We start from the raw sequence: 24,918 nt of genomic DNA, 5'->3' as shown, positions 1-24,918 counted from the left end.
GATAGACCGCGAATTACACACCAAGTTTATCCGAGATGGCCAATTGTGCCGCAGCCAGGCGCGCGACCGGAACACGGAAGGGGGAACACGACACATAGTCAAATCCAGCAGCCCGGCAAAAAGCGATTGATTCGGGGTTGCCACCATGCTCGCCACAGACTGAAACGGTTACTTCAGGTTTGGCTCGCCGACCACGTTCCACCCCCAGTTTCAACAGTTCGCCCACACCATCCTGGTCCAGCACGTGGAACGGATCTTCGGTGAACACCCCTTGCCGGACATAGGCCGACATGAACCGGCCGGCGTCGTCCCGCGACAGGCCATAGGTCATCTGCGTCAGGTCGTTGGTGCCAAAACTCAGGAACGAGGCGCAATGCGCAATCTCGTCGGCGCGCAGGCAGGCGCGCGGCGTCTCGACCATCACGCCAAGACGATAGTCGAACTCCTGCCCCCGCTCCGAGGCCACCGCCGCCGCCACCGCATCGATGCGCGCCTTGACCAGTTCCACCTCCCGCTTGGCCGACACCAGCGGGATCATCACCTCGGGCACCACCGGTTCGCCCTTGCGGCTGGCCTCCAGCGTCGCCTCGAAGATGGCGCGCGCCTGCATGTCGTAGATTTCAGGCACGGTCACGCCCAGACGCACGCCGCGCAGCCCCAGCATGGGGTTGTACTCGCTCATCGCCTCAACCCGGCGGGTCACGTCGCTGACCGGAATATCCAGCGCCTCGGCCAGCTCGCGCTGACCGGCGCGCGTGGTGGGAAGGAACTCGTGCAGCGGCGGATCGAACAGACGGATACAGACCGGCTTGCCCTCCATGATGCGGAAGAGCTGCACAAAATCCTTGCGCTGCATCGGCAACAGCCGCTCCAGCACGGCCTTGCGCCCCGCAGGCGTGGCGGCAAAGATCATCTCGCGCATCACCGTCAGCCTGCCCGGTTCAAAGAACATGTGCTCGGTCCGGCACAGCCCGATCCCCTGCGCATCGAAGTTGCGCGCAGTCTGCGCATCGGCGGGCGTGTCGGCATTGGCGCGGATGCCGATATCGCGCTCGGCATCGGCCCAGGCCATCAGCGTCTGGAAACTGTCGTCCAGCGCCGCTTCCATCATCGCGGGCTCGCCCGCCAGCACCTGGCCGGTGCTGCCGTCGATGGTCAGGATGTCGCCGGTACGAAACACCCGCCCGTCGGGCGCCTTGATCATCCGCGTCTTGGTCTGGAATTCCATGTCCGAGGCGCCAACGATACACGGCAGGCCCAGACCGCGCCCGATCACCGCCGCATGGCTGGTCATGCCGCCCCGCTCGGTCAGTACCGCCACGGCGGCATGCATGCCGCGCACATCCTCGGGCGAGGTCTCGCGCCGCACCAGTACGCAGGGTTCCCCCCGCGCGGCGCTGGCCTGCGCCTCGGCCGCGGTGAACACGATCTTGCCCGTGGCAGCCCCCGGGCTGGCTGCGATGCCAGTGGTCAGCACATCGCGCTTGGCCTGCGGGTGCACCTGCCGGTGCAACAGCTCGTTGATCGAATGCGGGTCGATCCGCATCACCGCCTCTTGCGGTGGAATGATGCCGTCCTCGGCCAGCCGCACCGCGATCCGCAGGGCCGCACGCGCACTGCGCGGCACCCGGACGCCGTCGAGAATATGCACATGGCCGTTCTCGATCACAAATTCGACCTGCATTTCCTCGCGCAGTTTTTCACGCATCAGCGCCGCATGCGTCTTGAGCGCGGCAAAGGCCTCGGGCGCCACATCCTCAAGCGAGACACCGCGCGGATCCTTCTCGAGATAAAGCGCCTCGGCCCCTGCCCCCAGGGCGTCGCGCCCCTGGCTCTGGCTCAGGTAACGGCCGGTTATCTGCGGCAGCCCGGTGGCGGGCTCCACCAGTTGCAGCACGCCCGAGCCGCATTCGCCCTGGCCGACGCCCGGGATCATCTCCTGCACAACAAGGCCCAGCCCTGCATCGGCGGGCGCGCCCTTGGCCTGACGCAACAGCCGGGCCGAGGTGCCATCCCAGGCGCGCGCCATCGAGCGCAGCACAGCGGCCAGCTGTTCACCCGGATCCTGCGGGAAACTCTCGTCGGTCTCGTCCTCATAGGCGCGCAAGCTTTGGCGCAGCCCCTCGCGGCCATCGGCCTCGATCTCGTCAAACACATCCGGATCCAGCCGCGCCACGTGAATGGCAAAGGTCTGGACAAAGCGCAGATAAAGCGCCGCTGCCGCCTCGGCCCCCATCTTGTCGCTGAGTTCAACAAAACGGGCATCGTTCATGCCGATGTTCAGCACCGCGCCGGGCCCACCCCAATCGGGATCCTCGGAACTGGGCCGCACGCAAAGCAACGCGGTCGGTTCGAACTGGCTGACAATGGCGGCGATATCGGGCAATTGCCCCCGCGCGATGTCATGCACCGCCGAAAAGGAGAGCGCCACGGTGCGTGGCACCGGCAGGTCGAGCCGCACCAGCCGTTGCAGGCATTTCGCCCGCCCGCCATGGGTGGCGGTTGCCACCGGTGCGATGGCGGTGATCAACGTCGTGTTCGGATTATTCTGCACTGCGGCACCTTTTGGTTTGGGTGCAGAATAAGGGCGTTTGGGGCTGGCGCAAGCGCCATGTGCGCACAGGCGGCACCTGCGGCAACCGGGGAAATGAGTATTTGTGACCAGAAAGAAGCAGCAGGGGGTGCCCGCCCGGCCCCCGTCCGCCTAGTTCAAGTCGCTCAGCCCTCGATACGGGTCAGGTCGGCGGTGCTGGAACAGACCTTGCGGATCTGGCTGAGCAGGTTCAGGCGGTTGCGGCGCACCACCTGATTGTCGGAATTGACCTGCACCTGATCAAAGAAGGCATCGACCGGCGCGCGCAGGGCCGCCATGGCCGTCATGGCGGCGGCAAAATCCTCGGCCTTGAGCGCCGCGTCGATGGTGGACTCTGCCTGCTCCAGCGCGGCAAACAGCGCCTTTTCGCTGTCGGCCTCGGCGAATTTGATATCGGCTCCAAAGGAGTATTCGACCCCGTCCTTCTCCTCGGCCTGGGTCAGGATGTTGTTGGCGCGCTTGAAACCCTGCACCAGGTTCTCGCCATCCTCGGTCGCGATCACCGTGTTGAGCGCACGGGCACGCTTGACCAGCAGGTTGAGGTCGTCGTTGCCCTCCATCGCGATACAGGCGTCGATCACGTCGTGGCGGATGCCCTCGTCGCGCAGGAAGACCTTGAGCCGGTCATGGATGAAGGAAAGCAGGTCGGCGGAAAGATCCGGCACGTCCCCGGCCAGCGCCTCCAATGCGCCCGGATCGCCCAGCTTTTCCTTGATGGTCTCGAATGCAGCGCCAAACACGCCATGATCGGCGATCTCGTCGAGCAGATCCGACAGCGCGGCCGCACCATTGCTGGCGTGGTATTTGTGCCGCACCAGCTGCGCGTCGATGGGTAGATCGAGCGGCAGGCGCAGATCGTTCGTCAGCACCAGCCGGATCACCCCCAGCGCCGCCCGGCGCAGGGCAAACGGGTCTTTCGACCCGGTGGGTTTCTCGTCGATGGCCCAGAAGCCGGTCAGCGTATCCAGCTTGTCGGCCAGCGCCACCGTGACCGAGAGCGGCGCGGTCGGCACGTCGTCCGACGGGCCAAGCGGCGCGTAATGCTCTTGCGCCACCGCGGCGATGGCGGCGTCATGGCCAGCGGCCGCGATGTAATAGCGGCCCATTAACCCCTGAAGTTCGGGGAACTCGAATACCATCTCGGAACTCAGGTCGGCCTTGGCCAGTGTTGCCGCCTGTTCGGCCTGCCCGGCATCCGCGCCGACAACCGGGGCCAGTTCGCGCGCCAGCGCGGCGATGCGGCGGATACGGTCGCCTTGGCTTCCCAGCTTGTTGTGGAAGGTCACGTTTTCCAGCGCGTCCGTCCAGTCGGACATACCCGCATGCGCCACGCGCAAATCGTTGTCCCAGAAGAACTTGGCATCGGCCAGACGCGCCGACAGCACCTTCTGGTTGCCCGCCAGGATGGTGGCGCCGTTATCAGCAGTCTCGCGGTTGGCCACGGTGACAAACCGTTCGATCCGGCCCGTCTTGGGATTGCGGACCGAGAAGAACTTCTGATGCTCGCGCATCGAAGTTTGCAGCACCTCAGCCGGCAGGTCCAGGAACTCTGCCCCGATCTGCCCCATCAGCACCACGGGCCATTCGACCAGGCCCGCGACCTCGGCCAGCAACCCCTTGTCCTCGACCAGCTCCAGCCCGGCGGCAAAGGCCAGGTTCTGGGCGTCGTTCCAGATATGCTCGGCCCGCTCGGCCGGATCCAGCACCACAAAGGCGCGCTTCAGCTTGACCTGATAATCCTCGAACGAGGTGACGGAGAACCGCGCGGGCGCCATGAAACGGTGACCGATGGTGCTGTCGCCCGCCGTGATCCCGTCAATATCGAGCGGTACCACCTCGGCCCCGGCCTCGGTCGTAAGGATGCACAGGATCGACTGCACCGGCCGCACCCAGCGCAAAGACCCCGCGCCCCAGCGCATCGACTTGGGCCAGGGGAAATTGCGGATAGTGTCTTCCAGCACCTCGGCCACGATCGCGGCCGCCGGGCGGCCCGGCTTTTCGATGGTGGCAAAATAGATCGCGCCCTTGGGCGTCTCGCGCTCTTCCAGCTGGTCGCGGGTGATCCCGGCGCCGCGCAGGAACCCCTCGACCGCCTGCTCGGGCGCGCCGACCTTGGGGCCCTTGCGTTCTTCACGCAGGGTCGGGCTTGCGTCCAACAGCCCCTCAACCGCCAATGTCAGACGGCGCGGCGTCGTTAGCGCGGCGGCATGGGCATAGGTCAGACCGCTCTCGACCAGACCGTCGGTGATCCGCTTTTTTAGGTCCTCACCGGCACGCGCCTGCATGCGGGCGGGGATTTCCTCGGAAAACAGTTCGATCAGCAGGTCGGGCATAGTCGGTCCTTAGAAATTGACGATCATCTGTATGACGACCGCATTGGCGATATCCACAAAGAAGGCGGATACAAGGGGGAGCACGATAAAGGCAAGAGGCGACGGACCATAGCGCTTGGTCACGGCGGTCATATTTGCAATCGCGGTCGGTGTGGCACCCAACGCAAAGCCGCCGAACCCCGCCGCCAGCACCGCTGCGCGATAACCACCGCCCATTGCACGGAACAACACCAACAGGATGAACCCCATGGCAAACAGCGTCTGAAGCGCGATGATCACCGCCAGCGCCAGGCCGGTCTCGGCAATGGTCCAGAGTTGCAGGCTCATAAGGGACATCGCCAGGAACGCCCCCAGCGCAAATTCCGAGATCAGCGCCAGCGTCGGCGTGCGCGACACGCGCGGGGCGCGCGGAAACAGCGCCGTGCGCAGGTTGCCCACCACGATGGCGGTCAGCAGGCAAGGCACGAAAAGCGGTAGTTTCAGGCCCATCTGGTCGATAGTTTCATGAAGCGCAAAGCCCAGCAGGATCGCCACGTTCAGCGTCAGCAGAACCCGCATCAGCGACTTGTGATCGATCCGGGGCGGCTCCTCGTCCATCTCGTTGGGTAGACCAACGGTCAGTTCCTCATCCGGGCGGTTCGGGGTCAGCTTGCGGCTGTCCACCAGATAAGTGGCGATCGGCCCACCGATCAGCGCCGCGATCACTAGGCCCAGCGTCGCCACCGCGACCCCCAGCTCGGTGGCCGCAGGCAGGCCGGTCACCCGCGCCACCTCGGGCGCCCAGGCGATGGCGGTGCCGTGTCCCCCGATCAGCGCGGCCGAACCGAACAACACCCCCGCCTGTGCCGGAAACCCGAAGATCACTGCGCCCAGCACCCCGATGAGATTCTGCGCCACGATGGTCAGCAGGGTCAGCACCAACAGGATCGCCAGCGGCTTGCCGCCCGCGATCAGATCGCCGAGCCGCGCGTTCAGCCCGATCCCGGTAAAGAACAGCACCAGCAGGAAATCGCGCCCGGTCAGGTCAAAGGCCAGCTCGATACCGAAGCCGGAGTAAAGCCCCAGTACCACCAGCGAGGCCAGCAATCCCCCCGTCACCGGTTCAGGGATGCTGAAACGCTCCAGAAACGGCAGACGGTCGTTGATCCGCACGCCGATCAGATAGACGGCAAGCCCCAAGGTCACGGTCATGAAGGCGGATATGTGCAGCGTCTCTGTCACCTGTCCCGGCCTGTTGCCTCAGTTCTCCGGACGCGGCGGGCATTCTTCGCCGATCACCGTGCCATCATAGGCCTTTTGCCCACAATTGTTCAGCACATGCCATGCATAGCCCCGCCCATCCTCGGTCACGGCGACAATCCGGTCGACGCCATAATGCACGTTCTTGGCCCCCAGATAGGCCCGCGCGCGGCCGCTTTTCAGCGCCTCGTCGATCTGACCTGTATCATAGCAGTCGAACCAGGCCGGCGCGGTCAGCGGCTCGGGGTTCTCGACCGGGGTATAGGCCGCGCTCAGCGCATCGAGATCAAGCGGGGTGGTGAAACAGGCACGATAACGAATGGGGGAACTGTCGGCGTCGATGGCCTGAAACCCCTCATAGGCGATGACCTCCGCCCGGTCGCCGCCCTGTGGCACCAGCGTCACATCCTGCCCCGGGCGCGGCTCGACCTCGAAATAATAGCCGTAGACCTGAAGGTAATACATCGACAGGCCCGCGCTTATGGCGCAGAGCGCCAGCAGAATGACAAGAACTTTGCCGGTCATGTCTCTCTCCTTTTCCCGCTCCGCCGGTACTCACACCGGCAGAATCGGGTCGATTGCCGTCTGCGCCTTGATGTAGGACAGCGCCCCGGGATACCAGCTTTGCCGCGGCTTTTTTGGTGCCTATTCACCGCAACCCGCTCAGATCCAGTCGAGATTGACCTTCGATGGCGAAAACCGAGCGGCCATGCGCGCCTTCAGCGCCCGGAACCTGTCGCGCAGATCGGGAAACTTGCGCTCATGGGTCTCGACCAGCGTCACCCGGATCGGCGCAAAGAGATCCCGCGCGTCCATCTCTTCCAGGATATCCAGCTCCGCCCCCTCGATATCCATTTTCAGCATCGCGATATCGCCGTGTTCGGCGATCAGCCCTTCCAAAAAGGCGGGAAAGTCGACCATCTCGACCTCGATCACGGCGCCCGCATCCGCGCTGATGCCGCGCCCGCCGGGCAGCGTGGTGCTCATCACCGTGTTCTTTTTGGGGTCCTCGCCAAAACTCTCGGACCGCATCAGGCCGATATGGCCCGCCGCGATGCCCGCCGCCTTGTTGTGCAGGATGACGTTGAGCGCGGTCCCGAACCGGCGCTCCAGCAGTGAAAAGGCATAAGGATCGGGTTCGAAACAATGCACGGTGGCGCCGGTCGCCGACAGTACTTCGGTCACGTCGCCCACATTGGCGCCACAGTCGATAACCACGTCGCCCGGCCGCAGCATGGCCGCCGCCCCGGTCATGAACCCCTCACTTTGCGCGGTGCGCACCTGTCGCTTCAGCTGCCGCCGCGCCTTGCGCAGCTTTTCCTCATAGCGCTCGCGCGTCGCCTCTTCCATGGCCCTGCCCCTGCCCTGATGTCCTCAGGCGGCAGCATAGCCCCCGGCGGTCGTCTGCACAAACGCATCCGCGCATTGCTTGGCCAGAGCCCGCACCCGACCGATATAGGCCTGCCGTTCGGTCACCGAGATCACGCCGCGCGCATCCAGCAGGTTGAAGATATGGCTCGCCTTGATGCACTGGTCATAAGCCGGATGCGCCATCACGATGCGCTTGCCGGTCTTGGGGTCGTCATGGGTCTGCGCCAGGATCGCGGCGCATTCGGCCTCGGCCTCTTCGAAATGCCTCAGCAGCACCTCGGTATTGGCCACGTCGAAGTTCCAGCGCGCATACTCCTCTTCGGTCTGCTTGAAGATATCGCCATAGCTCAGCGGAATGGGCGATTGCGGATCGTTGAACGGCATGTCCATCACGTGGTCGATGCCCAGAATATACATCGCCAGACGTTCCAGCCCATAGGTCAGCTCGCCCGAGACCGGCGCGCAGTCATGCCCGCCCACCTGCTGGAAATAGGTGAACTGGCTCACCTCCATCCCGTCGCACCACACCTCCCAGCCAAGCCCCCAGGCACCCAGCGTCGGGCTTTCCCAGTCATCCTCGACAAACCGGATGTCATGCAGCGCCATATCGACGCCGATCGCCTCCAGCGAGCCGAGATACAGCTCTTGCAGGTCGGGCGGGCTCGGTTTGATCAGCACCTGGTACTGGTAATAGTGCTGCAACCGGTTCGGGTTCTCGCCATAGCGCCCGTCGGTCGGACGGCGCGAGGGCTGCACATAGGCGGCGGCCCAGGGCGCGCTGCCCAGCGCGCGCAGCGTCGTGGCCGGGTGAAACGTGCCCGCGCCCACCTCCATGTCATAGGGTTGCAGGATGGCGCAGCCCTTCGAGGCCCAATAGCTTTGCAGCCGCAGGATGATTTCCTGGAAAGAGCGCGGTGCGGTGCGGGTCGTGTCGGTCATCGGGCGGCCTCGGGCGCTGGAAAACGGGTCGCGCCTTTCCTATGCAAGCGGGGGGGCAGCGTCAACGGCGCTTGTGGCGGCACGCCCGCCGCCGCTGCGATGATTGCGCCACACCCGATTTTCCCCTGTAACCGGGCATGGCATTTGCGCCAAATACCTGCATAACCTGCTTCAACGATACGTATTTGAAGGTACGGAACCAAAGAATGACCAGACTGTTTGCTGCAATCCTTTCCCTTGTTTCGCTGTTTTCCTCGCCAGTCTTTGCCCAATCGGACACCGATATCGTCTGGGTCCAGATCGAGGCCCAGCCCAATCTGAGCACCGCCCAGGCGCGGGCACAGTTTTATGCCGGCAGCCTGGGCGATGTGGCCGGGTTCTCGCTGGGCGGTGGCTGGTACGGCATCGTGCTGGGCCCCTATCTGCGCCCCGATGCCGAACAGGTGCTGCGCGTCTACCGCGCCGAGGGCCGTATCCCCTCGGATAGTTTCATCGCCCTCAACGCCGGACTGGGACAGCAATTCTGGCCGGTAGGAACCAATGTCCTGGGTCAGGGCGCGGTCGCCGCCCCGGTTGAGCAGACGGCGGAACCTGCCGCCCCCGCCGCCCCGAGTGCGCAACCGAAACCGGCCGACGAAACCCCGGCCGAGGCGCGCCGCAGCGAACAGGCGCTGAGCCGCGAGGAGCGCCAGGCGCTGCAAACCGCGCTTCAGGCGGCGGGGTTCTACAACGCTGCCATCGACGGTGCCTTTGGCGCCGGCACCCGCCGGTCGATGGCCGACTGGCAGAGCTTCAACGGCTATGAGGCCACCGGCGTGCTCACCACGCTCCAGCGCAGGGCGCTGATGGACCAGTACAACGCGCCGCTGATCTCGGTCGGCATGGCGCGGCGCTATGACTCGCAGGCCGGGATCGAGATGGACATGCCTCTTGGCGCGGTGCGCTTCAGCCGCTACGAGCCGCCCTTTGCCCATTACGAGGCCAGCGGCGACGAAGGCATCCGGGTCCTGCTGATCAGCCAGCCGGGCGACAAGGCGACGCTGTTCGGCCTCTATGACATCATGCAGACGCTGGAAATCGTACCGCTCGACGGCCCCCGCGAACGCGGCAGCGACAGTTTCACGCTCGAAGGCCGCGGTAACGGCATCGTCTCCTATACAGAGGCGGCGCTCGCCAATGGCGAGATCAAGGGCTTTACCCTGATCTGGCCGCAGGGCGACGAGGACCGGCGCGCCCGCGTTCTGGCGGCGATGAAAGAGAGCTTTACCCGCACCGAGGGCGTGCTGGACCCTGCCGCAGGCGGCGATGCCGAACAGCGCGTCGACCTGGTGTCGGGCCTCCAGATCCGCAAACCGCGCCTGTCGCGCTCGGGCTTCTATGTCGACGGCAAGGGCACGGTGATGACCGTGGCCGAGGCGGTGACCGGCTGCACAAGGGTGACGCTGGATCATGATTACGAGGCGCAGGTGATCGACACCGACGCCGGACTGGGCGTCGCCGTGTTGCGCCCGGTTGAGCCGCTGGCGCCGTTGCAGGTGGCTGATCTGGCCACCGACGCGCCGCGCATCAACGCCGAGGTGGTGCTGTCGGGCTTTTCCTACGAAGGTGTGCTGGGCGCACCGACGCTGAGCTTTGGCACGGTGGCGGATGTCTCCGGCCTGCGCGGCGAGACCGAGCTGGCGCGACTGAGCCTGAAGGCTCAGACTGGCGATGCCGGCGGGCCGGTCCTGGATTCCAGCGGCGCGGTGATCGGCATGCTGCTGGCGGAACCGGCGGGCAGCCAGCAACTGCCCCGCGACGTCAGCTTCGCCGCCAAGGCGCAGGCGCTGCGCGACGTGCTGACCGTGGCGCAGGTTCCGGCACGGGACGCTGTCGGCACAGGCGCCGTCACGCCCGACGAGATGAGCCGCCGTGCAGACGGGATGACGGTTCTGGTCAGCTGCTGGAACTGAGGTCTGCCCGAGCTTCAAGGCTGGGGGCGCTGCCCCCAGACCCCCGGAGTATTTCAGACCAGAAAGAAGCAGAACTGGTGCGGTGATCGGGTTTCGGGCCGGGTTGGAAAATACAGGTCCTGCGGTGGCCTGTCCTCAAGCGCGCCAGAATTGCAAGGTAAACAGGACATAGACCGACAGCACCTCGAGCCGACCGATCAGCATGCCCACACTCAGCAGCCATTTGGCGGTATCGTTCAGGCCGCTGAAATTGCCCGCCGGGCCGATCTGGTCGCCCAGACCCGGACCGACATTGGCAATCGCTGTGGCCGCCCCCGACAGCGAGGTGATGAAATCGAGCCCGGTCAGCGACAGCGCCCAGGACAGGACACCCAGCGACACGATGAAGAAGACGAAAAAACTCATCACCGAGCTCAGAACATCAGGCCCGACCGCCCGCCCTTGATATCGCGGCAGGAATACGCCATGCGGCGAGCGGATGCGCTGAAGCTGCGCCTTGATCGACGCAAACAGCAATTGGTAGCGGAAGATCTTCACCGAACAGGCGGTTGACCCGGCGCAGCCGCCGATCAGCCCGATCACAAAGAACATCGTGATCAGAAGCGGCCCCCAGTTCATGTAGTCGACACTGGCATACCCGGTGCCCGAGATGATCGAGGTGATGTTGAACAGCGCCTCGCGGAACGCCTGTTCGATATGGTGCGGAAAGATCGAGGTGAGCACGAAAGTGGTCGCCACTACCAGCACGCCGATGACGATCAGGAAGGTTTGGATCTGGCTGTCCCTCAGGATCGGGGTAGAGTGGCCGTTCAACAGCTGCACATAGCGCACAAACGGCAGCGCCGCGAGGATCATGAAAAACGAGGCCGCATATTCCGCCGGGCCCGAAAAGGTACCGAAGGAGGCGTCGTAATTCGAGAAGCCCCCGGTCGACACCGTGGTCAGCGCATGGACCAGCGCGTCGAAAAAGCTCATCCCCAGTGCGGCATAGACCGTCAAGCAGGCAACGGTCAGCGCCACATAGATGACGGTGATCTGCCCCGCGATCTCCTGCGCGCGTGGCAGGATCTTGCCCATCGTGTCGAACCCTTCGGAGCGGAAGATCTGCATCCCGCCCACCCGCAGCTCGGGCAGAAACACCATCGCCACGACGATGATGCCGATGCCGCCCAGCCATTGCAGGATTCCGCGCCACAACAAGAGCCCGCGCGGCAGGGCGTCGAGCCCCGAGATCACCGTCGATCCGGTGGTGGTCAGCCCAGACATCGCCTCGAAAAACGCATCGACAAATCGCAGCTCGGTCGCCCCGAACACAAAGGGGATCGCGCCAAAGATCGGCAGCGCCACCCAGACCAGGGTGGTCAGCAGAAAGGTCTGCTGGATCGTCAGCCCTTCGCGCACCCCGTTGGCGCAGCTCAGCGCCATCAGCCCGCCGGTCAGCACGCTGATGATCCCGCTTTGCAGAAAGACATGCCATTCGCCGCGCCCGTCGATCACGTCGACAAACATCGGGAACACCATCGTCGCGCCCAAAATGGCGACGAGCAGACCGATCACATATCCGACGGGGCGAATGTCCAACATGGGGCGCAGGGTTGGCGCGCCCCACGGTCGGAGTCAAGCGGGCGCGGCCCTGTCATCCGTCGGTTTTCACTGTTGCCTTGGGCATCGGAGCCGGGGCCGAGGGCGCCTTGCGGCGCCGCGACGGCGCGGGCACCGGTTTTGCCTCAGCCTTGGCAGGCTGGCTGACCACGGTCTCCGGGGCTTCCGGCGCGGATGCCTTGACCTCGGCGACAACCGGCGCCGCCGCTTCGTCGGTCGTGACGATGGTTTCAACCGTGGGCGCGGGGGCCATCGGTGCCGATTCCACGGTCGCAACGGCCGTCTCTTCAACCTTGGGCGCAACGGGCGCCTTGGGCAGGGCCGCCACCATGGCCGGACGGCTCTCTGCCCGCACAGCGGTAAAGGCCCGCGTCACCTCCGAGGGCAACGACGCAGCCGCCTGTATCGCCCGAACCTGCGCCATCGGCGCGTTGATGGCCGAGCACGCGAAGATCTGGGCCACACGCAACTGGCTGCTGACAGCATAGCCAAAGGCGCGGATCGCGGCAGCCTGGGCATGCAACGGGGAGAGGATCGAAAGCATCATGATATCACTCCGGTAGACACGGGGGGAAAAGCGGTGAACGAAAACATACTGCGGCACAGGCGACGCCCCTGCCCGGGTGGTTCAGTGATGGTAGGCCCTGTGCCAAACTGACGGTCCCTTTCAGCCCGGACCACGGACAAAGCCGCCGGATGCCGAATCTTCGCTCAGACCCAATATAGGACGGTTCTGTTTGCAAGTGCAGAGAAATGCCGCGATGCGGCAAAAACATGCCACAACCGGCCCGTTTACCGGGTCAAGCTGCCTGCGAATTGAGCCGTCCGGCTCAGCCGACGTGGAACAGGGTGGTGAACAGGCGCGGGTCCAGGCTGGCCGAGGCAAAGGTCGGCCCTTCGGTCAACACCGACACCGCATCATGGCTGTGCAGGCTCTCCTGATGGCTCGCGATCACCCGGAAATCGCCGATATGGTGATCGGCCAACAGTTCGGCGCAAAACAGCCGCGCCGCATCCTCGACAAAGATCGGGTTGGCCGCGTTCAGCTCGGCAAAGGCCTGTTCGTCCTCGCGCTTGACCATGACCTGGGTCTCGGTCGGCACCGCCCGACGGCAAAGCGCGATCAGATCTTCGAACCACAGGCAGTCCGCGTTGCAATCGACCACCACCGAAATCCGCGCCACCGAGCGCTGCGAATGCGGCGTGGCCAGTTGGCCACGCGCCGACCGCGCATGTTCGCTCAATTCCAGCGAACAGGGGCAGGTCGAGGAATAGACATAGTCGAGATGCATGATCTTCAGCCGCTCGCCGTCCTTTTCGACCAGCTCCAGCGCGATGTCGTAATACTGGTACCCCTCCAGCCCCGAGCGAAGGCTGCGCACCTTGTCGGGATAAGAGAACCGCATCTGGATGCGCGCGTCGAACGTATCGAGGTCGGTCATGTAATCGTCCAGCGCCGCTTCCATCACCTCAAAGCTGAAGGTGCGCTCGGCATGCTTGTAGAACGACCGCATGATACGGGACATGTTGATGCCCTTCTTCTCGGCATCCAGGCTCACCGTGCCGGTCACCGAGGTTTCCAGCGTCAGGTCGTCGCCGCTCTTGCGGTGAAACCGGATCGGCAGGCGAAAATTCGAGATGCCCACATGCTGGATCTGCTGTTTTGCCCCCCGTATAAGGCTGGCCGGGCCGTTCTGCAAATCGGGCAGCGTGTCGCGATAGGCCTCGTCTGCCACGAAATCCGCCGGATAACGGCGTGACAGGTCGGGATAGTTCGACGGCACGGACCCCGGCAGCAACCGGGCCACCGCCGGATCAAGCAGGCTGATCTCGGTCGCGCTCGCCTTGGCCGCCCAGCGCCGCAGCACATCCAGCGCCGCCTCGGCCTCGTCCCGGTCCGGGTTGGTATTCACATCGCGAGGGTGAATGTTCATGCCGTGCTTCCTCGATTGATCGCGGACATATATATGATGCCGCTCAGGGTTCCAATCCACCCTGTTACGCGCAACATAGCAGGGTGGATCTGATTTTCCCCCCGAAATCCACCGCGTTGGCGTCCGAAACCGGCGTCGGGCGTAGCCGTCTCTGTAATATCCCTTGGCCCGAACTGAAACTATCTGCACTCTTGGGCTAACACCGCAGGAGGTCGCCAATGCACGACAGTCTTGATCTCGACCGCTATCCGCAGGATCGCCCCGGCAGCGCCGAATGGCAGGCGCTGGTCAACCGCTGCCGGGACGATCTGACGCGGACCGGCATGTTCAACCTCGAAGGGCTGATGCGGGCCGAAACGGCAGCTTCCGAGACCGCCGCCCTGCTGCCGCGGTTCGCCAGCGATGCCTTCCTGCACGAGCGGATGCACAACATCTATTTCAAACCGGTCGCCGACCTGCCGCCGGATCACCCCGCGTTGCGCCGGTTCCACACCTCCAACCGCACGCTCTGCGCCGATCAGCTTGGCGGTTCGGCCCTGATGCGCCTCTATGACTGGCCCGAATTCGCCCGTTTCCTGGCCGCGACCATGGATAAGCCCGTGCTTTACCCGATGGACGATCCGCTCGCGCGGGTGAACGTGATGTCTTATCAACAGGGCCAGGCGCTAAACTGGCATTTCGACCGGTCCGAGTTCACCACGACGCTCCTGTTGCAGGCGCCCGAGGCCGGGGGCGGCTTCGAATACCGCACCGATCTGCGCAGCGATGCCGATCCCAATTACGACGGCGTCGCCCGCCTGCTGGCCGGAGGCGACCCCGAGGCCCGCACCATCACCCTCAGCCCCGGCACCCTGAACGTGTTCAAGGGCAAGAACACCGCCCACCGCGTCACACCCGTCGAGGGCGCCCGCGCCCGCGTCATCGCGGTGTTTTCCTATTTCGAACAGCCCGGCGTAACCTTTACCGAGGCCGAGCGGACGGGCTTCTACGGGCGGGCAGGCTAAAGCGGCCCGCCTTTCGTCTTTTCAACACGACCCCAGGGGAGGCCCCAAAGGGCGGCGGGGGCAGCGCCCCCACTCCCCCGGCATCAGCCCTGAGATACCGCCAGCGCCTGCCGCAGATCCGCCAGCAGATCGCCCGCATCCTCCAGCCCGACCGAGAACCGGATCAGCCCCGGCGTGATCCCCAGCGCCGCGCGCTGCTCCTCGCTCAGCCGCTGGTGGGTGGTGGTCGCCGGATGGGTGGCGATGGATTTCGCATCGCCCAGATTGTTCGAGATCACCGGAATCGTCAGCGCGTTCAAAAAGCGGAACGCCGCCGCCTTGCCACCCTTGAGGTCGAGCGACAGAACCGTGCCCCCCTTGCCACCTAGCTGCGTCTGCACCAGCGCGTTCTGCGCATGGGTCTTCAGCCCGGGATAGAGCGTGCGCGCCAGCGCCGGATGCCCCTCCAGCGCCTCGGCCAGCTTCTGCGCGGTCTCGGCCTGCGCATTGACGCGCAAGGCCATGGTCTCGATGCCCTTGAGCATGATCCAGGCGTTGAACGGGCTCAGCGCGCCGCCGGTATGTTTCAGATAGGGCTCCACCGTGCCCCGGATGAACTCGCGGCTGCCGATGATCACCCCGCCCAGCGCGCGGCCCTGCCCGTCGATATGCTTGGTCGCGGAATAGACAACCACATCGGCGCCCTGTTCGATGGCGCGCGAGAAGACGGGTGTCGAGAACACGTTGTCCACCACCACCTTGGCGCCCACCGAATGGGCGATCTCGGCCACGGCGGTAATGTCGATCACCTCGAGCGTCGGGTTCGACATGCTCTCGAAGAACACCGCCTTGGTGCCGGGCCGCACCGCCGCCCGCCATTGCTCCAGATCGGTACCGTCGACGAATGTCACCTCGACCCCATATCGGGTCAGGATATTCTCAAGGATATAAAGGCACGAGCCAAACAGCGCCTTGGCCGACACCACATGGTCGCCCGCCTTCAGCATCGACACCAGCGCGCCATTGACCGCCGCCATGCCCGAGGCGGTGGCAAAGGCATCCTCGCCCCCCTCTAGCGCCGCGATACGCTCCTCGAACATCGCCACCGTCGGGTTGCCATAGCGGGCATAGATGAACTCGTCCGGCCCGCATTCGATAAACCGCGCCTCGGCCTGTTCGGCGGTCTCGTAAACAAAACCCTGCGTCAGAAAGATCGCCTCGCTCACCTCGCCCCATTGGCTGCGGCGTGTGCCGCCATGGACCGCCTGCGTGCGCTTGCTCCAATCCGTACTCATATCCGTTCCTTTCGGCCCCGGAACCAGAAGGGCAAAGAAAAACCCCAATCGCGGGTCAAGCGAAAGGGGGTCTTTCATCCTGACCTTTTAGCGGTGATGTTTAGCGTGGCCCGCAATCCGGTAACAAATCGCCACGTGGTTCCTGAGCATGGCGTTTACGCCCGCCGCCCGGTTCCGTCAAGCCCCGCAACGGCACCGTCACACAGATGTAATCGCCGCTTCATCCGCGCTTCATAGGCTTTTGCCAAGGCATATCCACAATATCTTGGGTGGGGGTCGGGCCGATGCCGATGATCAAGATCAATCTGACGCAGAGCGGTGCGCATCTGCACGACAGCCCCCGGCCCCTGGCCCCGGTGCTCCGGTCCGCAGGCCGGGTCGACGGGCCGGTGATCGTGATGACGCACGGGTACCGGTACCAACCCGGCAACCCCAGGATCTGCCCGCACCGCCATATCCTGTCGCTCGACCCGGAACCACAGCCCCACCCGGCACCCAGCTGGCCCGGCGGTCTGGGCTTCGGCCCGGCCGAGAACACCCCCGGTCTCGCCATCGCGCTGGGATGGGACGGGTCCGGCACGCTCTGGCAGGCGCGCCGCCGCGCGCTCCTTGCCGGTCAGGCGCTGGCCGGGCTGCTGAACCAACTCCACCAGGAACGGCCCGACCGCCCGATCCATTTCATCGGACACTCCATGGGCGTCGAACTGGCGCTCGCCGCCATGCCCCTGCTGCCCCCCGGCGCGCTGACCCGGATCATCTCGATTTCCGGCGCGGTCTATGCGGGACAGGCGCAACAGGCCCTGCGCAGCCCCGCCGGACAGGTGGCGGAATTCATCAACGTAACCAGCCGCGAGAACGACCTCTTCGACTGGCTCTTCGAGCGCGCGATCGCGCCGCCCCATCGCCGCGACCGTGCTATCGGCGCCGGGCTCGACCTGCCCAACGCGGTGACCCTGCAACTCGACTGCGCCCATACGCTCGACCACCTGGCGCGGCTGGGCCTTGCGGTCGCCGCCCCCCAAAGCCGGGTATGCCACCGTTCGGGCTACCTGCGGCCCGGCGCCCTGACCCTCTATTGCCACCTGCTGCGCCAGCCGCACTGGCTTACCCTCGATCTGCTGCGCCACGGCCTTCCCGCGCACCCCGCGCCGCGCTGGTCACGCATCCTTGCGCCCGTCCCGGCCCGCCCGGGCTTGCCCTTTGCGCCGAATGCCTCATGATCCCCGGCGCAGACCGCGCGGAGGATCCATGACCCAGCCCATCGAACTCTACTACTGGCCCACGCCGAACGGCTGGAAGATCGCCATAGCGCTGGCCGAAATGGGCCTGCCCTACAATCTCCACCTGGTGAATATCGGCAAGGGCGACCAATTCGCCCCCGCATTCCTGAAAATCGCCCCCAACAACCGCATGCCCGCCATCATCGACCCCGATGGACCGGACGGCGCGCCCATCTCGGTGTTCGAAAGCGGTGCCATCCTGATGTATCTCGCCCGCAAGACCGGGCGCTTCTATGGCAAGACCGAACGCGACCGGATCGCGGTCGAGGAATGGCTGATGTGGCAGATGGGCGGCGTCGGCCCGATGGCGGGGCAGGCGCATCACTTCCTGAAATACGCCCCCCAGCTCGATCCGCCCCAGGACCTGCCCTATGCCAAGGACCGCTATCGCGCCGAGGTGGCGCGCCTCTACGGCGTGCTCGACCGGCGGCTCGCCGCAACCGAATACGTGGCGGGCGATTTCTACTCCATCGCCGACATGGCGATCTGGCCCTGGGCCTCGCTGTGGAAAGGCCAGCAGCAAACCCTTGACGACAAGCCGCATTTCGCCCGCTGGCTCGACTCCGTTGGGGCCCGCCCCGCGGTTCAAGAGGGCCGCAGCCTCAAGATCGAGTTGCGCGCCGACCACCGCGACAAACAGGCCCAGGACCTGCTGTTCCGGCGCTGACGGACCCGCAAACCCGCCCCACATCCTTCACTTTGCTGAAAATACTCCGGGGGTGAATTGGCCGCAGGCCAAGAGGGGGCAGCGCCCCCTGCCCCGTCAGCGCATCCCGGCGCGCCTCCTGCCGCTGTCCTGCACCGGCAGCCCCAGCAGGGTGGACACCCGCGCCTCGATCTCCTCATCGGTCCAGGACGGCTGGATCTCCAAAAGTTCCACCCCGGCCCGCCGCAGCGCCTCGCGCTTGACCGCATCGCGCATGAAGGTCTTGTGATGATAATGCCCGCTGCCCTGCACCTCCACCGCCACGGCAAGCATCCCAAAGGTGTCGACAATGGCGAAATCCAGCCGTTTCGAGTTGATCGAGGCAAAGGCATCCTGCCGGTCCCGGGCCGTCCCGGAACTGGAGACAGGCCGGATCAACTCGCCCATATTGGTCTGCGCCATCACCCGATGACCGCTGTTCGCCCCATCGACGATCCGCTCCAGCAGCAGCAGCACCCGGTACTCGGTCTTGTTGAGCAGCCGGGTCTTTTCGAACCGGACCTTGGCAATTGCCGCCACCTGATTCTCCGGTTCGGCCATCGACGGCTTTTCAAAGCGCGGCTTGTCGGCGGGCGGTTTTTCAGCAGTGGGCTTGCTGACACGCGCGTTTGGAGACGGGGTGAACCTGACGCCAAACCTGCGCGATCCGCGCCAGCGTTTCCATCTTTGCCGACGTAGGGTCTCAATCAGCACAATGGCCAGCACCACCGCGATCAGAATCAAGGTGGTCATGTGGTCCGAAGAAACACCCGTCTTTTCAGCCAATACATGTTTCATGAAAAAGGATTACCTGCGCAACGACAACAACTTCGCCCACAAGAACCTATGTTTGCGGCATTTTTTCGACACCCGAAAACATCTGACACACCTATTCCGGTAGCCCCCCATCTTTCATTGCGTCGGAATAGCGGTCTTCGTCCGCCGGGTTCATGAACGGCGTGTTCCTATGTGTAGAAATCCTGAACTCAGGCCTGATTTCCAACAGCTTGCGGGCCTCTTCCCGCGCCTCGTCCAGACGTCCCATTTCGGCAAGGGTCGCCACCAGAATACGACGAGGTGGCAGCGATTTCGGATAGGTTGAAATTCCGGCTTTCGCCAGCAGGATCGCCTGATCGTAGTCCCTGAGAAAGAAATGCGCCAGCGCTGCGTTAAAGTTGTACCAGCCGGGATATCTCGGATTGACCCGTTTTGCTCTGTTGTTCCACTCCAACGCTTCCGCGGGCTCTCCCATCAGGAACCGCAGAAACCCCATGTCATACAGAACCTCCGGGTCATTCGGGTTGCCCTCTATCGCGCGCCGATAGGCAATATAGGCCAGCTCGTGATCGTGGTCGGCAAAAAGCTGAACCTGACCCAACCGGTGCTGAACGCGGTAATCCGTCTGGTCCAGCTCCAAGGCCCGCGACAGGTGATCGCGCGCCTTGGCCAGGGCGGCGTCCGGGTCTTCGGCCCCGCCAAACCGCCACAGGCTCAGGTACCGGCCCGACAGTTCCACATGCGCGGCCAGATACCCGGGGTCCAGGGCAACCGCCTGTTTCAGAAAATCGATCGCCTCCTGACGGCTTGCCGTGTTCAACAGCTTGCTTTTTGCGACCGCCCTCAGAAACAGCGCATAAGCCACTGAATCCCGCGTCGGCCGCTTGTCGAGGGCAGCGATCTCCTCCTTCTCGATCTCGATCTCCAGGGTCGCGGCGATCTCTCTCACGAAATCCGCCTGCGCGTCGAACACATCCGCGATGGAAAACTGGTACTGGTCCGACCAGGCGGTATGCTCGGTTTCCGCCTCGACCAGTGCCGCTGTCACTGACAGCATTTCGCCCCGTTTCAGGATGTTGCCGGACAGCACGTATCGCACACCCAGCGCGCGCGCGATGTCGCGCGGCCGTGTCGCGGTGTCCGCGAATGTGATCGCCGTCGATCCGGCGATCACGAAAAGCTGCGGAAACTTCGACAGCTGGGTTGTGATCGCGGTGCCAAAGCCCTCGGCCAGATATCCGATCTCGGGATCGTCGGATGTGGTGGCAAACGGCAGGACAACGATCGACGGCCCGGACACCACCGGTTGCACCGTGTTGTCCGGTCCGGTTGTATCCGCCTCCGGGGCCCACAAGCGCCAGAACAGGACGGCGATCACCGCCAGAACCGCGCAACCGCCCGCGATCAGCACCGGCCACCGCCGGGGCTTCGGGCGGCTGGCCGGGCGCGTGGGCGTGTCCGCCGCCAGCCGCTGCGCCCTTTCGTCCAGAACCACCTGAAAGACCGGTACCGGCCGGACGATGTTCTTGACCTGTATCTCTCCCAGATCCTTAAACCGCAGGTCCAGCTTGTCACGCACCTGATCCCGCACGCTGCGGTGAATGCAGATGCCGCCGGGCTCGGCCAGCCCTTCGATTCGCGCGGCGATGTTGACACCATCGCCATGGATGTCGTCTTCCTCGGCGATCACATCGCCGATGTTGATGCCGATGCGAAAGGCGATGCGGTTCTCTTCCGGCACCTCGGCCATCTGCGCAGGCATCGTCTGTTGCACCGTTACGGCAAAACGGACCGCTTCGACGGCGCTGCCGAACTCCATCAGCGCGCCATCCCCCATCAGCTTGATCGTCTTGCCGCCATATGCGGCGGCCGCAGGATCGATGACATGGGACCGTATGGCCTTCAACGCCGACAGCGTCCCCGCCTCGTGCCGCTCCATCAGGCGGGAATAGCCGACGACATCAATGCTCAATATGGTGGTAAGCCTGCGTCCCAAGACCGATCTCCCATAACTAGAGAGTAACGATCACCGCGTTCCAAATCTACAGCGCGAAGGTTGGCGGTTGCCCAGGTACAGGTCCAATGCCGGGCGGACCCGCAGACCACAAGCCCCCGGGGCTGGCCGGAACCGTGTTTGATAAGGGTCGAGGCTCTAGCCTTCGACCTGCACCGCGACCAACCCCAGATTGCGCGCGGCGGCCAGCGACAGGATCCCGCTATCGAGCCCCTGCGGCTTTTGAAAGCGGCGGATGGCGGCACGGGTGCGGTTATCCATCTCGCCGGTGACCGCGCCGCGATACATGCCGCGCGCGGCCAGCGCCCGCTGCACCGATGCCACGAATTCCGGCGTCATGTCCTGCTGGCAGGGGGTCTCAAACCAGGTCTCCTTGCGCTCGCGCACGATTTGCTGCCGGGTCTCGGTCTTGTAGATCGCCGGGCGCAGCACGGTGCCATCGGTCTGCACCTCGGCTGGCTGCATCAGCACCTGATGGGTGACCGTCTCGATGATTGCGGGCGTCACATGCTTGCCCCAGCAGGTGCCGGGCGCCGCCCCGGGCGGCGCCCCCGCGGGGGACCGGCTGACCTCGGGCGCGGCCCCTGCCTCGATATACCGCAACGCCCCCCCACACGCGGACAGCCCGGCAAGCGCTAGCGCGCAGACGGCAGGAAATACTCGGATCATGCTCGGGCCTCTGAGGGGCGTTTTGCCGGCACTCTAGCGCATTTTCCCCTCCGGCGCAAAGCCCGCCGGTTCCTCGGGCCGGACAAGCAGATCCAGCAGAGCCGAGATATCTTCGATCTCTTCGGCGATCACATGGGTGACCGAATGCGCCCGCTGCATCCGCCCCGTGACCCGCAGCATCCGACCCGCGATCACCGCCCGGCGGAACCGCTCGTAGATCTTGCGCCAGACGATCACGTTGACCACCCCGGTCTCGTCCTCGAGCGTGACAAAGATCACCCCCTTGGCGGTGCCCGGCCGCTGCCGCAAGATCACCAGCCCGGCCACCGCCACCCGCGCGCCCTCGGGCGGCAAACCCAGATCGCAGGCGCGCAGACAGGCCGGCGGCCGCGGCCAGGCGGGCCCCGAGCGCCGCGGCGCGGATCCGGCCCGGCGGCCCGGCAGCGGATCTGGCCGCTGATCTGATTTGGGAACTGATTGGGGATTCGTCAGCATCATCCTCACCCGGAAACAAGAACAAAGATAGAACATATACGCAGAAAGTCCAGACACGCCGCCCGAGGTCGCAAATGAGGCTGGCGCACCCTAAATGGCTTGTCTAAGGAGTTTGCGGAACGTCACAGAGGAAAACCCGAGCGATGGCAAAGATCACCTATACCGAGCACAACGGCACCGAGCATACCGTCGACGTGGCCAATGGCCTGACCGTGATGGAAGGCGCGCGCGACAACAACATTCCCGGCATCGAGGCCGATTGCGGCGGCGCCTGCGCCTGTTCGACCTGCCATGTCTATGTCCACCCCGACTGGGTCGAGAAGCTGCCCGCCAAGGACGACATGGAAGAGGACATGCTCGATTTCGCCTACGAGCCCGACCCGGCCCGCTCGCGCCTGACCTGCCAGTTGAAGGTCACCGACGCGCTCGATGGCCTAGTGGTGCAGATGCCCGAAAAGCAGATCTGATGCGCGGCGCGATGCCCGGACCGGCGCTCGCGTGCGTCCCCTCCGGCATCGCACGCCTGTCAGGCAAGGCGCCGCGCCCACCGTCGCGCCCATGGCCCGCGCGGGCCCGCGGCGCGGGGCTGGCGCTCAGCCTGTGGCTGGCCGGACAGGCGGCCACCGCCTGCGAGGCCCGGTATCCCGAACGCGGCCTGCAAGGTCGCGCGACCGAGGTCGCCTTCTCCAACCGCACCGCCACCGGCCGGCACGAGGCCTGGGCGCCCCGCGACACCGGGCTGCACCTCTTTGCCGCCTATGCGGTGGAGACCGACGAATATGGCCACGGCGTGCTGGGCGGGCTGCGCGACGCCAAGGCGCTGACCATCCACGTCTCCCGCCCCGGCGACCCCCGCATCACCTGCCCGACCGAGGTCACCCTGCCCCCCGGCCATGTCTTCGAGGATATCGCGCCGCATCTCGCCGATCTCGACGGCGACGGCCTGCCCGAGGTGATCGCGGTGCGCAGCACCGTCATCGATGGCGCCCGGCTCGAAATCTACGACCGCCGCGCCCGCCTTTTGGCCGCAACGCCTCCCATCGGCACCCGCAACCGCTGGCTGGCGGTGCTGGGTGCTGCCGATCTGGACGGCGACGGATACATGGAAATCGCCTATGTCGACCGCCCACATCTCGCCAAGACCCTGCGCCTCTGGCGCTACCGCGACGGCAGGTTGACCGAGGTCGCTGCCCTGCCCGGTCTCAGCAACCACCGCATCGGCGAGGAATTCATCAGCGGCGGCATTCGCAACTGCGGCACGGGTCCCGAACTGGTGCTGGCCAGCGGCGACTGGCGGCAGGTTGTCAGCGTCCGCTACGCAGGCGGCTGGCAGGTCCAACCGCTGGCGCCCTTCAGCGCAGATGCCATGGCCGCCGCGCTGGCCTGCCAGATCCCCTGACCGCCCGGCCCTTACGGCCCTGACTGCACGATATGCTGCCCCTCGATATCGCCCAGCGACTGGAACAGCGCCGCGGTATTGCTGACCCCGAATTTCTTGAGCAGCCGCGCCCGATGCACCTCAACCGTGCGATAGCTCAGCTCCAGCTCGCGTGCGATCTCCTTGCTGGTCTTGCCCTCACCCAAGAGAGAATAGACCTCGCGCTCGCGCCGGGTTAGCGGCTGATACCGCCGGATCTCCGACAGGTCGGCAAAGGTCCAGACCGCGCGGCCAAGCGGATCTTCCGGGGTAAAGGTCTGGCCCCGCACCCGGCACCAAAACAGATCGCCATCGCGCCGCCGCATAACCCGCTCGTCCCAGTAAAGATTGCCCTCACCCAGTTCCTTGTCGCCCCGGTGCAGGACATTCTGGAACTCCTCGTCCGAGGGGTAGAGAAACACGAAAAGCCGATCCAGCAGCTCCGCGCGACCATAACCGAACATCGAGCAGAACCGGTGGTTCACCTCGCGGATCACCCGTGCTTCGGTCACCACGATGCCGACAGGCACCCAGTCAAAGGCCAGCCCGCGCAGATCGCGCGTGGCATAGGCCTCGTCCAATACCTGCTTGTCTATCGGTCCCGGCATCTTTGCTCTCCTCGCCCGGAACCATACGTCGCAACCGCGGCAAATGAAAACCTTTCACCGCAGCCGAAACGCACAGGTGCAAAGCGCAACCTGCCCCATCCTCTTGCCAGAAATATCCCGTGTGAGGCGCCCGGAACGGGCGGCGGGGGCTGACCGCGAACAGTTGATTTTGACACCCTGCCCTTTTCGATGTCAATAAAAACAATGGGTTATAAGAGTGTCAGTTACAGGGGTTTTGACAGTTTGGGCTAAATTATGCCGCCAAACCTCAATTTCTCTCAGATGGCATCATTGAAAACAAAGGGTTTTTTGGGCCACGTGTGCGGTGAAAACCGCACACCGCACACTTTCTAACCGTGCATCATTTGGAGCATCTCATCCAAAATCCTGAAGGTGTCATAATCTCCACTCGGGAAGAGGTTCTCCGTTGCCATAAAATGCAACATCACTCGGACGGCATAGTCGCCGATCTCCCTATTCCCAATCTTTCCGCCCGCAACAATAGGCTCTTCTGTGCTATCTTGGGCGCGATCTATGTCCTTCAAGATATCAACTACGAGCTTGTACATAGCCATGCCAATTTGGCGGCGCTCTGCTTCTCCAATCTCTTTACTGTCAGAACGGCCTACTAGCCAATCAATGGATACATTCATCGGGCTCTGTTGCACAAATCCTGAGAGGGATTCATCTTGTGAATCCAGCGTGGTAGCTGTGCTGCATGAGCAGACCCAC

22 protein-coding genes and 1 riboswitch are annotated in these 24,918 nt (G+C 64.5%); of the genes, 6 read left to right on the top strand and 16 right to left on the bottom strand.

Features of this window, described 5'->3' with window-relative positions; all coding sequences use genetic code 11:
- Nucleotides 1-13: 13 nt before the first annotated feature.
- The 6 genes from ppdK to OEZ49_RS19725 form a co-directional block, all read right to left on the bottom strand.
- Nucleotides 14-2,554 (bottom strand): pyruvate, phosphate dikinase, encoded by a 2,541-nt coding sequence (ppdK, locus tag OEZ49_RS19750; RefSeq protein WP_263389898.1) that lies wholly within the window; start codon nt 2,552-2,554, stop codon nt 14-16.
- A gap of 164 nt (nt 2,555-2,718) precedes the next feature.
- Entirely contained in the window at nt 2,719-4,926 is a 2,208-nt protein-coding gene (gene glyS / locus OEZ49_RS19745) for a glycine--tRNA ligase subunit beta (protein WP_263389897.1), read from the bottom strand.
- Between the two features lie 9 nt (nt 4,927-4,935).
- The gene (gene gltS, locus OEZ49_RS19740; protein ID WP_263389896.1) at nt 4,936-6,147 is read right to left on the bottom strand and encodes a sodium/glutamate symporter; all 1,212 of its coding nucleotides are present in this window, start codon (nt 6,145-6,147) and stop codon (nt 4,936-4,938) included.
- 18 nt (nt 6,148-6,165) lie between these two features.
- Nucleotides 6,166-6,690, bottom strand: coding sequence for a DUF6446 family protein (locus tag OEZ49_RS19735; RefSeq protein ID WP_263389895.1), 525 nt, complete (start codon nt 6,688-6,690; stop codon nt 6,166-6,168).
- 138 nt (nt 6,691-6,828) lie between these two features.
- Nucleotides 6,829-7,515: an FkbM family methyltransferase gene (locus tag OEZ49_RS19730; RefSeq protein WP_263389894.1), complete on the bottom strand. Its 687-nt coding sequence runs from the start codon at nt 7,513-7,515 to the stop codon at nt 6,829-6,831.
- Nucleotides 7,516-7,539: 24 nt separating this feature from the next.
- The gene (locus tag OEZ49_RS19725) at nt 7,540-8,475 is read right to left on the bottom strand and encodes a glycine--tRNA ligase subunit alpha (protein WP_263389893.1); all 936 of its coding nucleotides are present in this window, start codon (nt 8,473-8,475) and stop codon (nt 7,540-7,542) included.
- 206 nt (nt 8,476-8,681) lie between these two features.
- Here OEZ49_RS19725 and OEZ49_RS19720 point away from each other — a divergent pair, with 206 nt between their 5' ends.
- Nucleotides 8,682-10,427 (top strand): serine protease, encoded by a 1,746-nt coding sequence (locus OEZ49_RS19720; RefSeq protein WP_263389892.1) that lies wholly within the window; start codon nt 8,682-8,684, stop codon nt 10,425-10,427.
- Between the two features lie 135 nt (nt 10,428-10,562).
- On the opposite strand, the gene OEZ49_RS19715 is transcribed toward OEZ49_RS19720, so the two are convergent.
- The 3 genes from OEZ49_RS19715 to folE2 form a co-directional block, all read right to left on the bottom strand.
- The gene (locus OEZ49_RS19715) at nt 10,563-12,011 is read right to left on the bottom strand and encodes a TrkH family potassium uptake protein (protein ID WP_263389891.1); all 1,449 of its coding nucleotides are present in this window, start codon (nt 12,009-12,011) and stop codon (nt 10,563-10,565) included.
- Between the two features lie 52 nt (nt 12,012-12,063).
- Nucleotides 12,064-12,576 carry a hypothetical protein gene (locus tag OEZ49_RS19710; protein WP_263389890.1) on the bottom strand — a complete coding sequence of 171 codons (513 nt, stop codon included), beginning with the start codon at nt 12,574-12,576 and terminating at the stop codon, nt 12,064-12,066.
- A gap of 283 nt (nt 12,577-12,859) precedes the next feature.
- Nucleotides 12,860-13,963 carry a GTP cyclohydrolase FolE2 gene (gene folE2 / locus OEZ49_RS19705; RefSeq protein WP_263389889.1) on the bottom strand — a complete coding sequence of 368 codons (1,104 nt, stop codon included), beginning with the start codon at nt 13,961-13,963 and terminating at the stop codon, nt 12,860-12,862.
- A gap of 218 nt (nt 13,964-14,181) precedes the next feature.
- Here folE2 and OEZ49_RS19700 point away from each other — a divergent pair, with 218 nt between their 5' ends.
- Entirely contained in the window at nt 14,182-14,967 is a 786-nt protein-coding gene (locus tag OEZ49_RS19700; RefSeq protein ID WP_263389888.1) for a HalD/BesD family halogenase, read from the top strand.
- Between the two features lie 83 nt (nt 14,968-15,050).
- Here OEZ49_RS19700 and metZ read toward each other — a convergent pair whose 3' ends face one another.
- The gene (gene metZ, locus OEZ49_RS19695) at nt 15,051-16,241 is read right to left on the bottom strand and encodes an O-succinylhomoserine sulfhydrylase (protein ID WP_263389887.1); all 1,191 of its coding nucleotides are present in this window, start codon (nt 16,239-16,241) and stop codon (nt 15,051-15,053) included.
- Between the two features lie 67 nt (nt 16,242-16,308).
- Nucleotides 16,309-16,386: riboswitch (SAM riboswitch) on the bottom strand.
- Nucleotides 16,387-16,525: 139 nt separating this feature from the next.
- Here metZ and OEZ49_RS19690 point away from each other — a divergent pair.
- A complete protein-coding gene (locus OEZ49_RS19690) occupies nt 16,526-17,461 on the top strand; it encodes a hypothetical protein (RefSeq protein ID WP_263389886.1) in 936 nt (311 codons plus the stop codon).
- A 28-nt stretch (nt 17,462-17,489) separates the two neighbouring features.
- Nucleotides 17,490-18,188, top strand: a complete 699-nt coding sequence (locus OEZ49_RS19685; protein ID WP_263389885.1) for a glutathione S-transferase N-terminal domain-containing protein — start codon at nt 17,490-17,492, stop codon at nt 18,186-18,188.
- A 96-nt stretch (nt 18,189-18,284) separates the two neighbouring features.
- Here the strand turns inward: OEZ49_RS19685 and OEZ49_RS19680 are convergent, their stop codons facing one another.
- The 4 genes from OEZ49_RS19680 to OEZ49_RS19665 form a co-directional block, all read right to left on the bottom strand.
- Nucleotides 18,285-19,004: a DUF2726 domain-containing protein gene (locus OEZ49_RS19680; RefSeq protein WP_263389884.1), complete on the bottom strand. Its 720-nt coding sequence runs from the start codon at nt 19,002-19,004 to the stop codon at nt 18,285-18,287.
- A gap of 91 nt (nt 19,005-19,095) precedes the next feature.
- Nucleotides 19,096-20,979 carry an adenylate/guanylate cyclase domain-containing protein gene (locus tag OEZ49_RS19675; protein ID WP_263389883.1) on the bottom strand — a complete coding sequence of 628 codons (1,884 nt, stop codon included), beginning with the start codon at nt 20,977-20,979 and terminating at the stop codon, nt 19,096-19,098.
- Between the two features lie 156 nt (nt 20,980-21,135).
- Nucleotides 21,136-21,666 (bottom strand): peptidoglycan-binding domain-containing protein, encoded by a 531-nt coding sequence (locus OEZ49_RS19670; RefSeq protein WP_263389882.1) that lies wholly within the window; start codon nt 21,664-21,666, stop codon nt 21,136-21,138.
- Between the two features lie 33 nt (nt 21,667-21,699).
- Entirely contained in the window at nt 21,700-22,161 is a 462-nt protein-coding gene (locus OEZ49_RS19665; RefSeq protein ID WP_263389881.1) for an OB-fold nucleic acid binding domain-containing protein, read from the bottom strand.
- Nucleotides 22,162-22,304: 143 nt separating this feature from the next.
- Between OEZ49_RS19665 and OEZ49_RS19660 the strand changes: the two genes are divergently transcribed.
- Nucleotides 22,305-22,628: a 2Fe-2S iron-sulfur cluster-binding protein gene (locus OEZ49_RS19660; protein ID WP_263389880.1), complete on the top strand. Its 324-nt coding sequence runs from the start codon at nt 22,305-22,307 to the stop codon at nt 22,626-22,628.
- 11 nt (nt 22,629-22,639) lie between these two features.
- Entirely contained in the window at nt 22,640-23,560 is a 921-nt protein-coding gene (locus tag OEZ49_RS19655; RefSeq protein WP_263389879.1) for an FG-GAP repeat domain-containing protein, read from the top strand.
- 11 nt (nt 23,561-23,571) lie between these two features.
- Here the strand turns inward: OEZ49_RS19655 and OEZ49_RS19650 are convergent, their stop codons facing one another.
- Nucleotides 23,572-24,186, bottom strand: a complete 615-nt coding sequence (locus OEZ49_RS19650; protein WP_263389878.1) for a LuxR C-terminal-related transcriptional regulator — start codon at nt 24,184-24,186, stop codon at nt 23,572-23,574.
- A 350-nt stretch (nt 24,187-24,536) separates the two neighbouring features.
- A partial coding sequence (locus OEZ49_RS19645; RefSeq protein WP_263389877.1) for a hypothetical protein occupies nt 24,537-24,918 on the bottom strand: 382 nt, incomplete at its 5' end.

It is taken from the genome of Ruegeria marisflavi, assembly GCF_025673445.1.
In the GTDB taxonomy this organism is placed as follows: Bacteria; Pseudomonadota; Alphaproteobacteria; order Rhodobacterales; family Rhodobacteraceae; genus Ruegeria_B; species Ruegeria_B marisflavi.
The sequence above is the reverse complement of the archived record's forward strand: the minus strand, read 5'-3'. Positions and strand labels throughout refer to the sequence as shown.

Coding starts and splice junctions, on each gene's coding strand:
- OEZ49_RS19685 (WP_263389885.1), top strand. CDS start 17,490: ATGACCCAGCCCATCGAACTCTACTACTGGCCCACGCCGAACGGCTGG.
- folE2 (WP_263389889.1), bottom strand. CDS start 13,963: ATGAACATTCACCCTCGCGATGTGAATACCAACCCGGACCGGGACGAG.
- OEZ49_RS19730 (WP_263389894.1), bottom strand. CDS start 7,515: ATGGAAGAGGCGACGCGCGAGCGCTATGAGGAAAAGCTGCGCAAGGCG.
- OEZ49_RS19650 (WP_263389878.1), bottom strand. CDS start 24,186: ATGCCGGGACCGATAGACAAGCAGGTATTGGACGAGGCCTATGCCACG.
- OEZ49_RS19710 (WP_263389890.1), bottom strand. CDS start 12,576: ATGATGCTTTCGATCCTCTCCCCGTTGCATGCCCAGGCTGCCGCGATC.
- OEZ49_RS19700 (WP_263389888.1), top strand. CDS start 14,182: ATGCACGACAGTCTTGATCTCGACCGCTATCCGCAGGATCGCCCCGGC.
- OEZ49_RS19670 (WP_263389882.1), bottom strand. CDS start 21,666: ATGATCCGAGTATTTCCTGCCGTCTGCGCGCTAGCGCTTGCCGGGCTG.
- OEZ49_RS19660 (WP_263389880.1), top strand. CDS start 22,305: ATGGCAAAGATCACCTATACCGAGCACAACGGCACCGAGCATACCGTC.
- OEZ49_RS19680 (WP_263389884.1), bottom strand. CDS start 19,004: ATGAAACATGTATTGGCTGAAAAGACGGGTGTTTCTTCGGACCACATG.
- OEZ49_RS19735 (WP_263389895.1), bottom strand. CDS start 6,690: ATGACCGGCAAAGTTCTTGTCATTCTGCTGGCGCTCTGCGCCATAAGC.
- OEZ49_RS19725 (WP_263389893.1), bottom strand. CDS start 8,475: ATGACCGACACGACCCGCACCGCACCGCGCTCTTTCCAGGAAATCATC.
- OEZ49_RS19665 (WP_263389881.1), bottom strand. CDS start 22,161: ATGCTGACGAATCCCCAATCAGTTCCCAAATCAGATCAGCGGCCAGAT.
- OEZ49_RS19690 (WP_263389886.1), top strand. CDS start 16,526: ATGCCGATGATCAAGATCAATCTGACGCAGAGCGGTGCGCATCTGCAC.
- OEZ49_RS19720 (WP_263389892.1), top strand. CDS start 8,682: ATGACCAGACTGTTTGCTGCAATCCTTTCCCTTGTTTCGCTGTTTTCC.
- metZ (WP_263389887.1), bottom strand. CDS start 16,241: ATGAGTACGGATTGGAGCAAGCGCACGCAGGCGGTCCATGGCGGCACA.
- OEZ49_RS19655 (WP_263389879.1), top strand. CDS start 22,640: ATGCCCGGACCGGCGCTCGCGTGCGTCCCCTCCGGCATCGCACGCCTG.
- glyS (WP_263389897.1), bottom strand. CDS start 4,926: ATGCCCGACCTGCTGATCGAACTGTTTTCCGAGGAAATCCCCGCCCGC.
- OEZ49_RS19715 (WP_263389891.1), bottom strand. CDS start 12,011: ATGTTGGACATTCGCCCCGTCGGATATGTGATCGGTCTGCTCGTCGCC.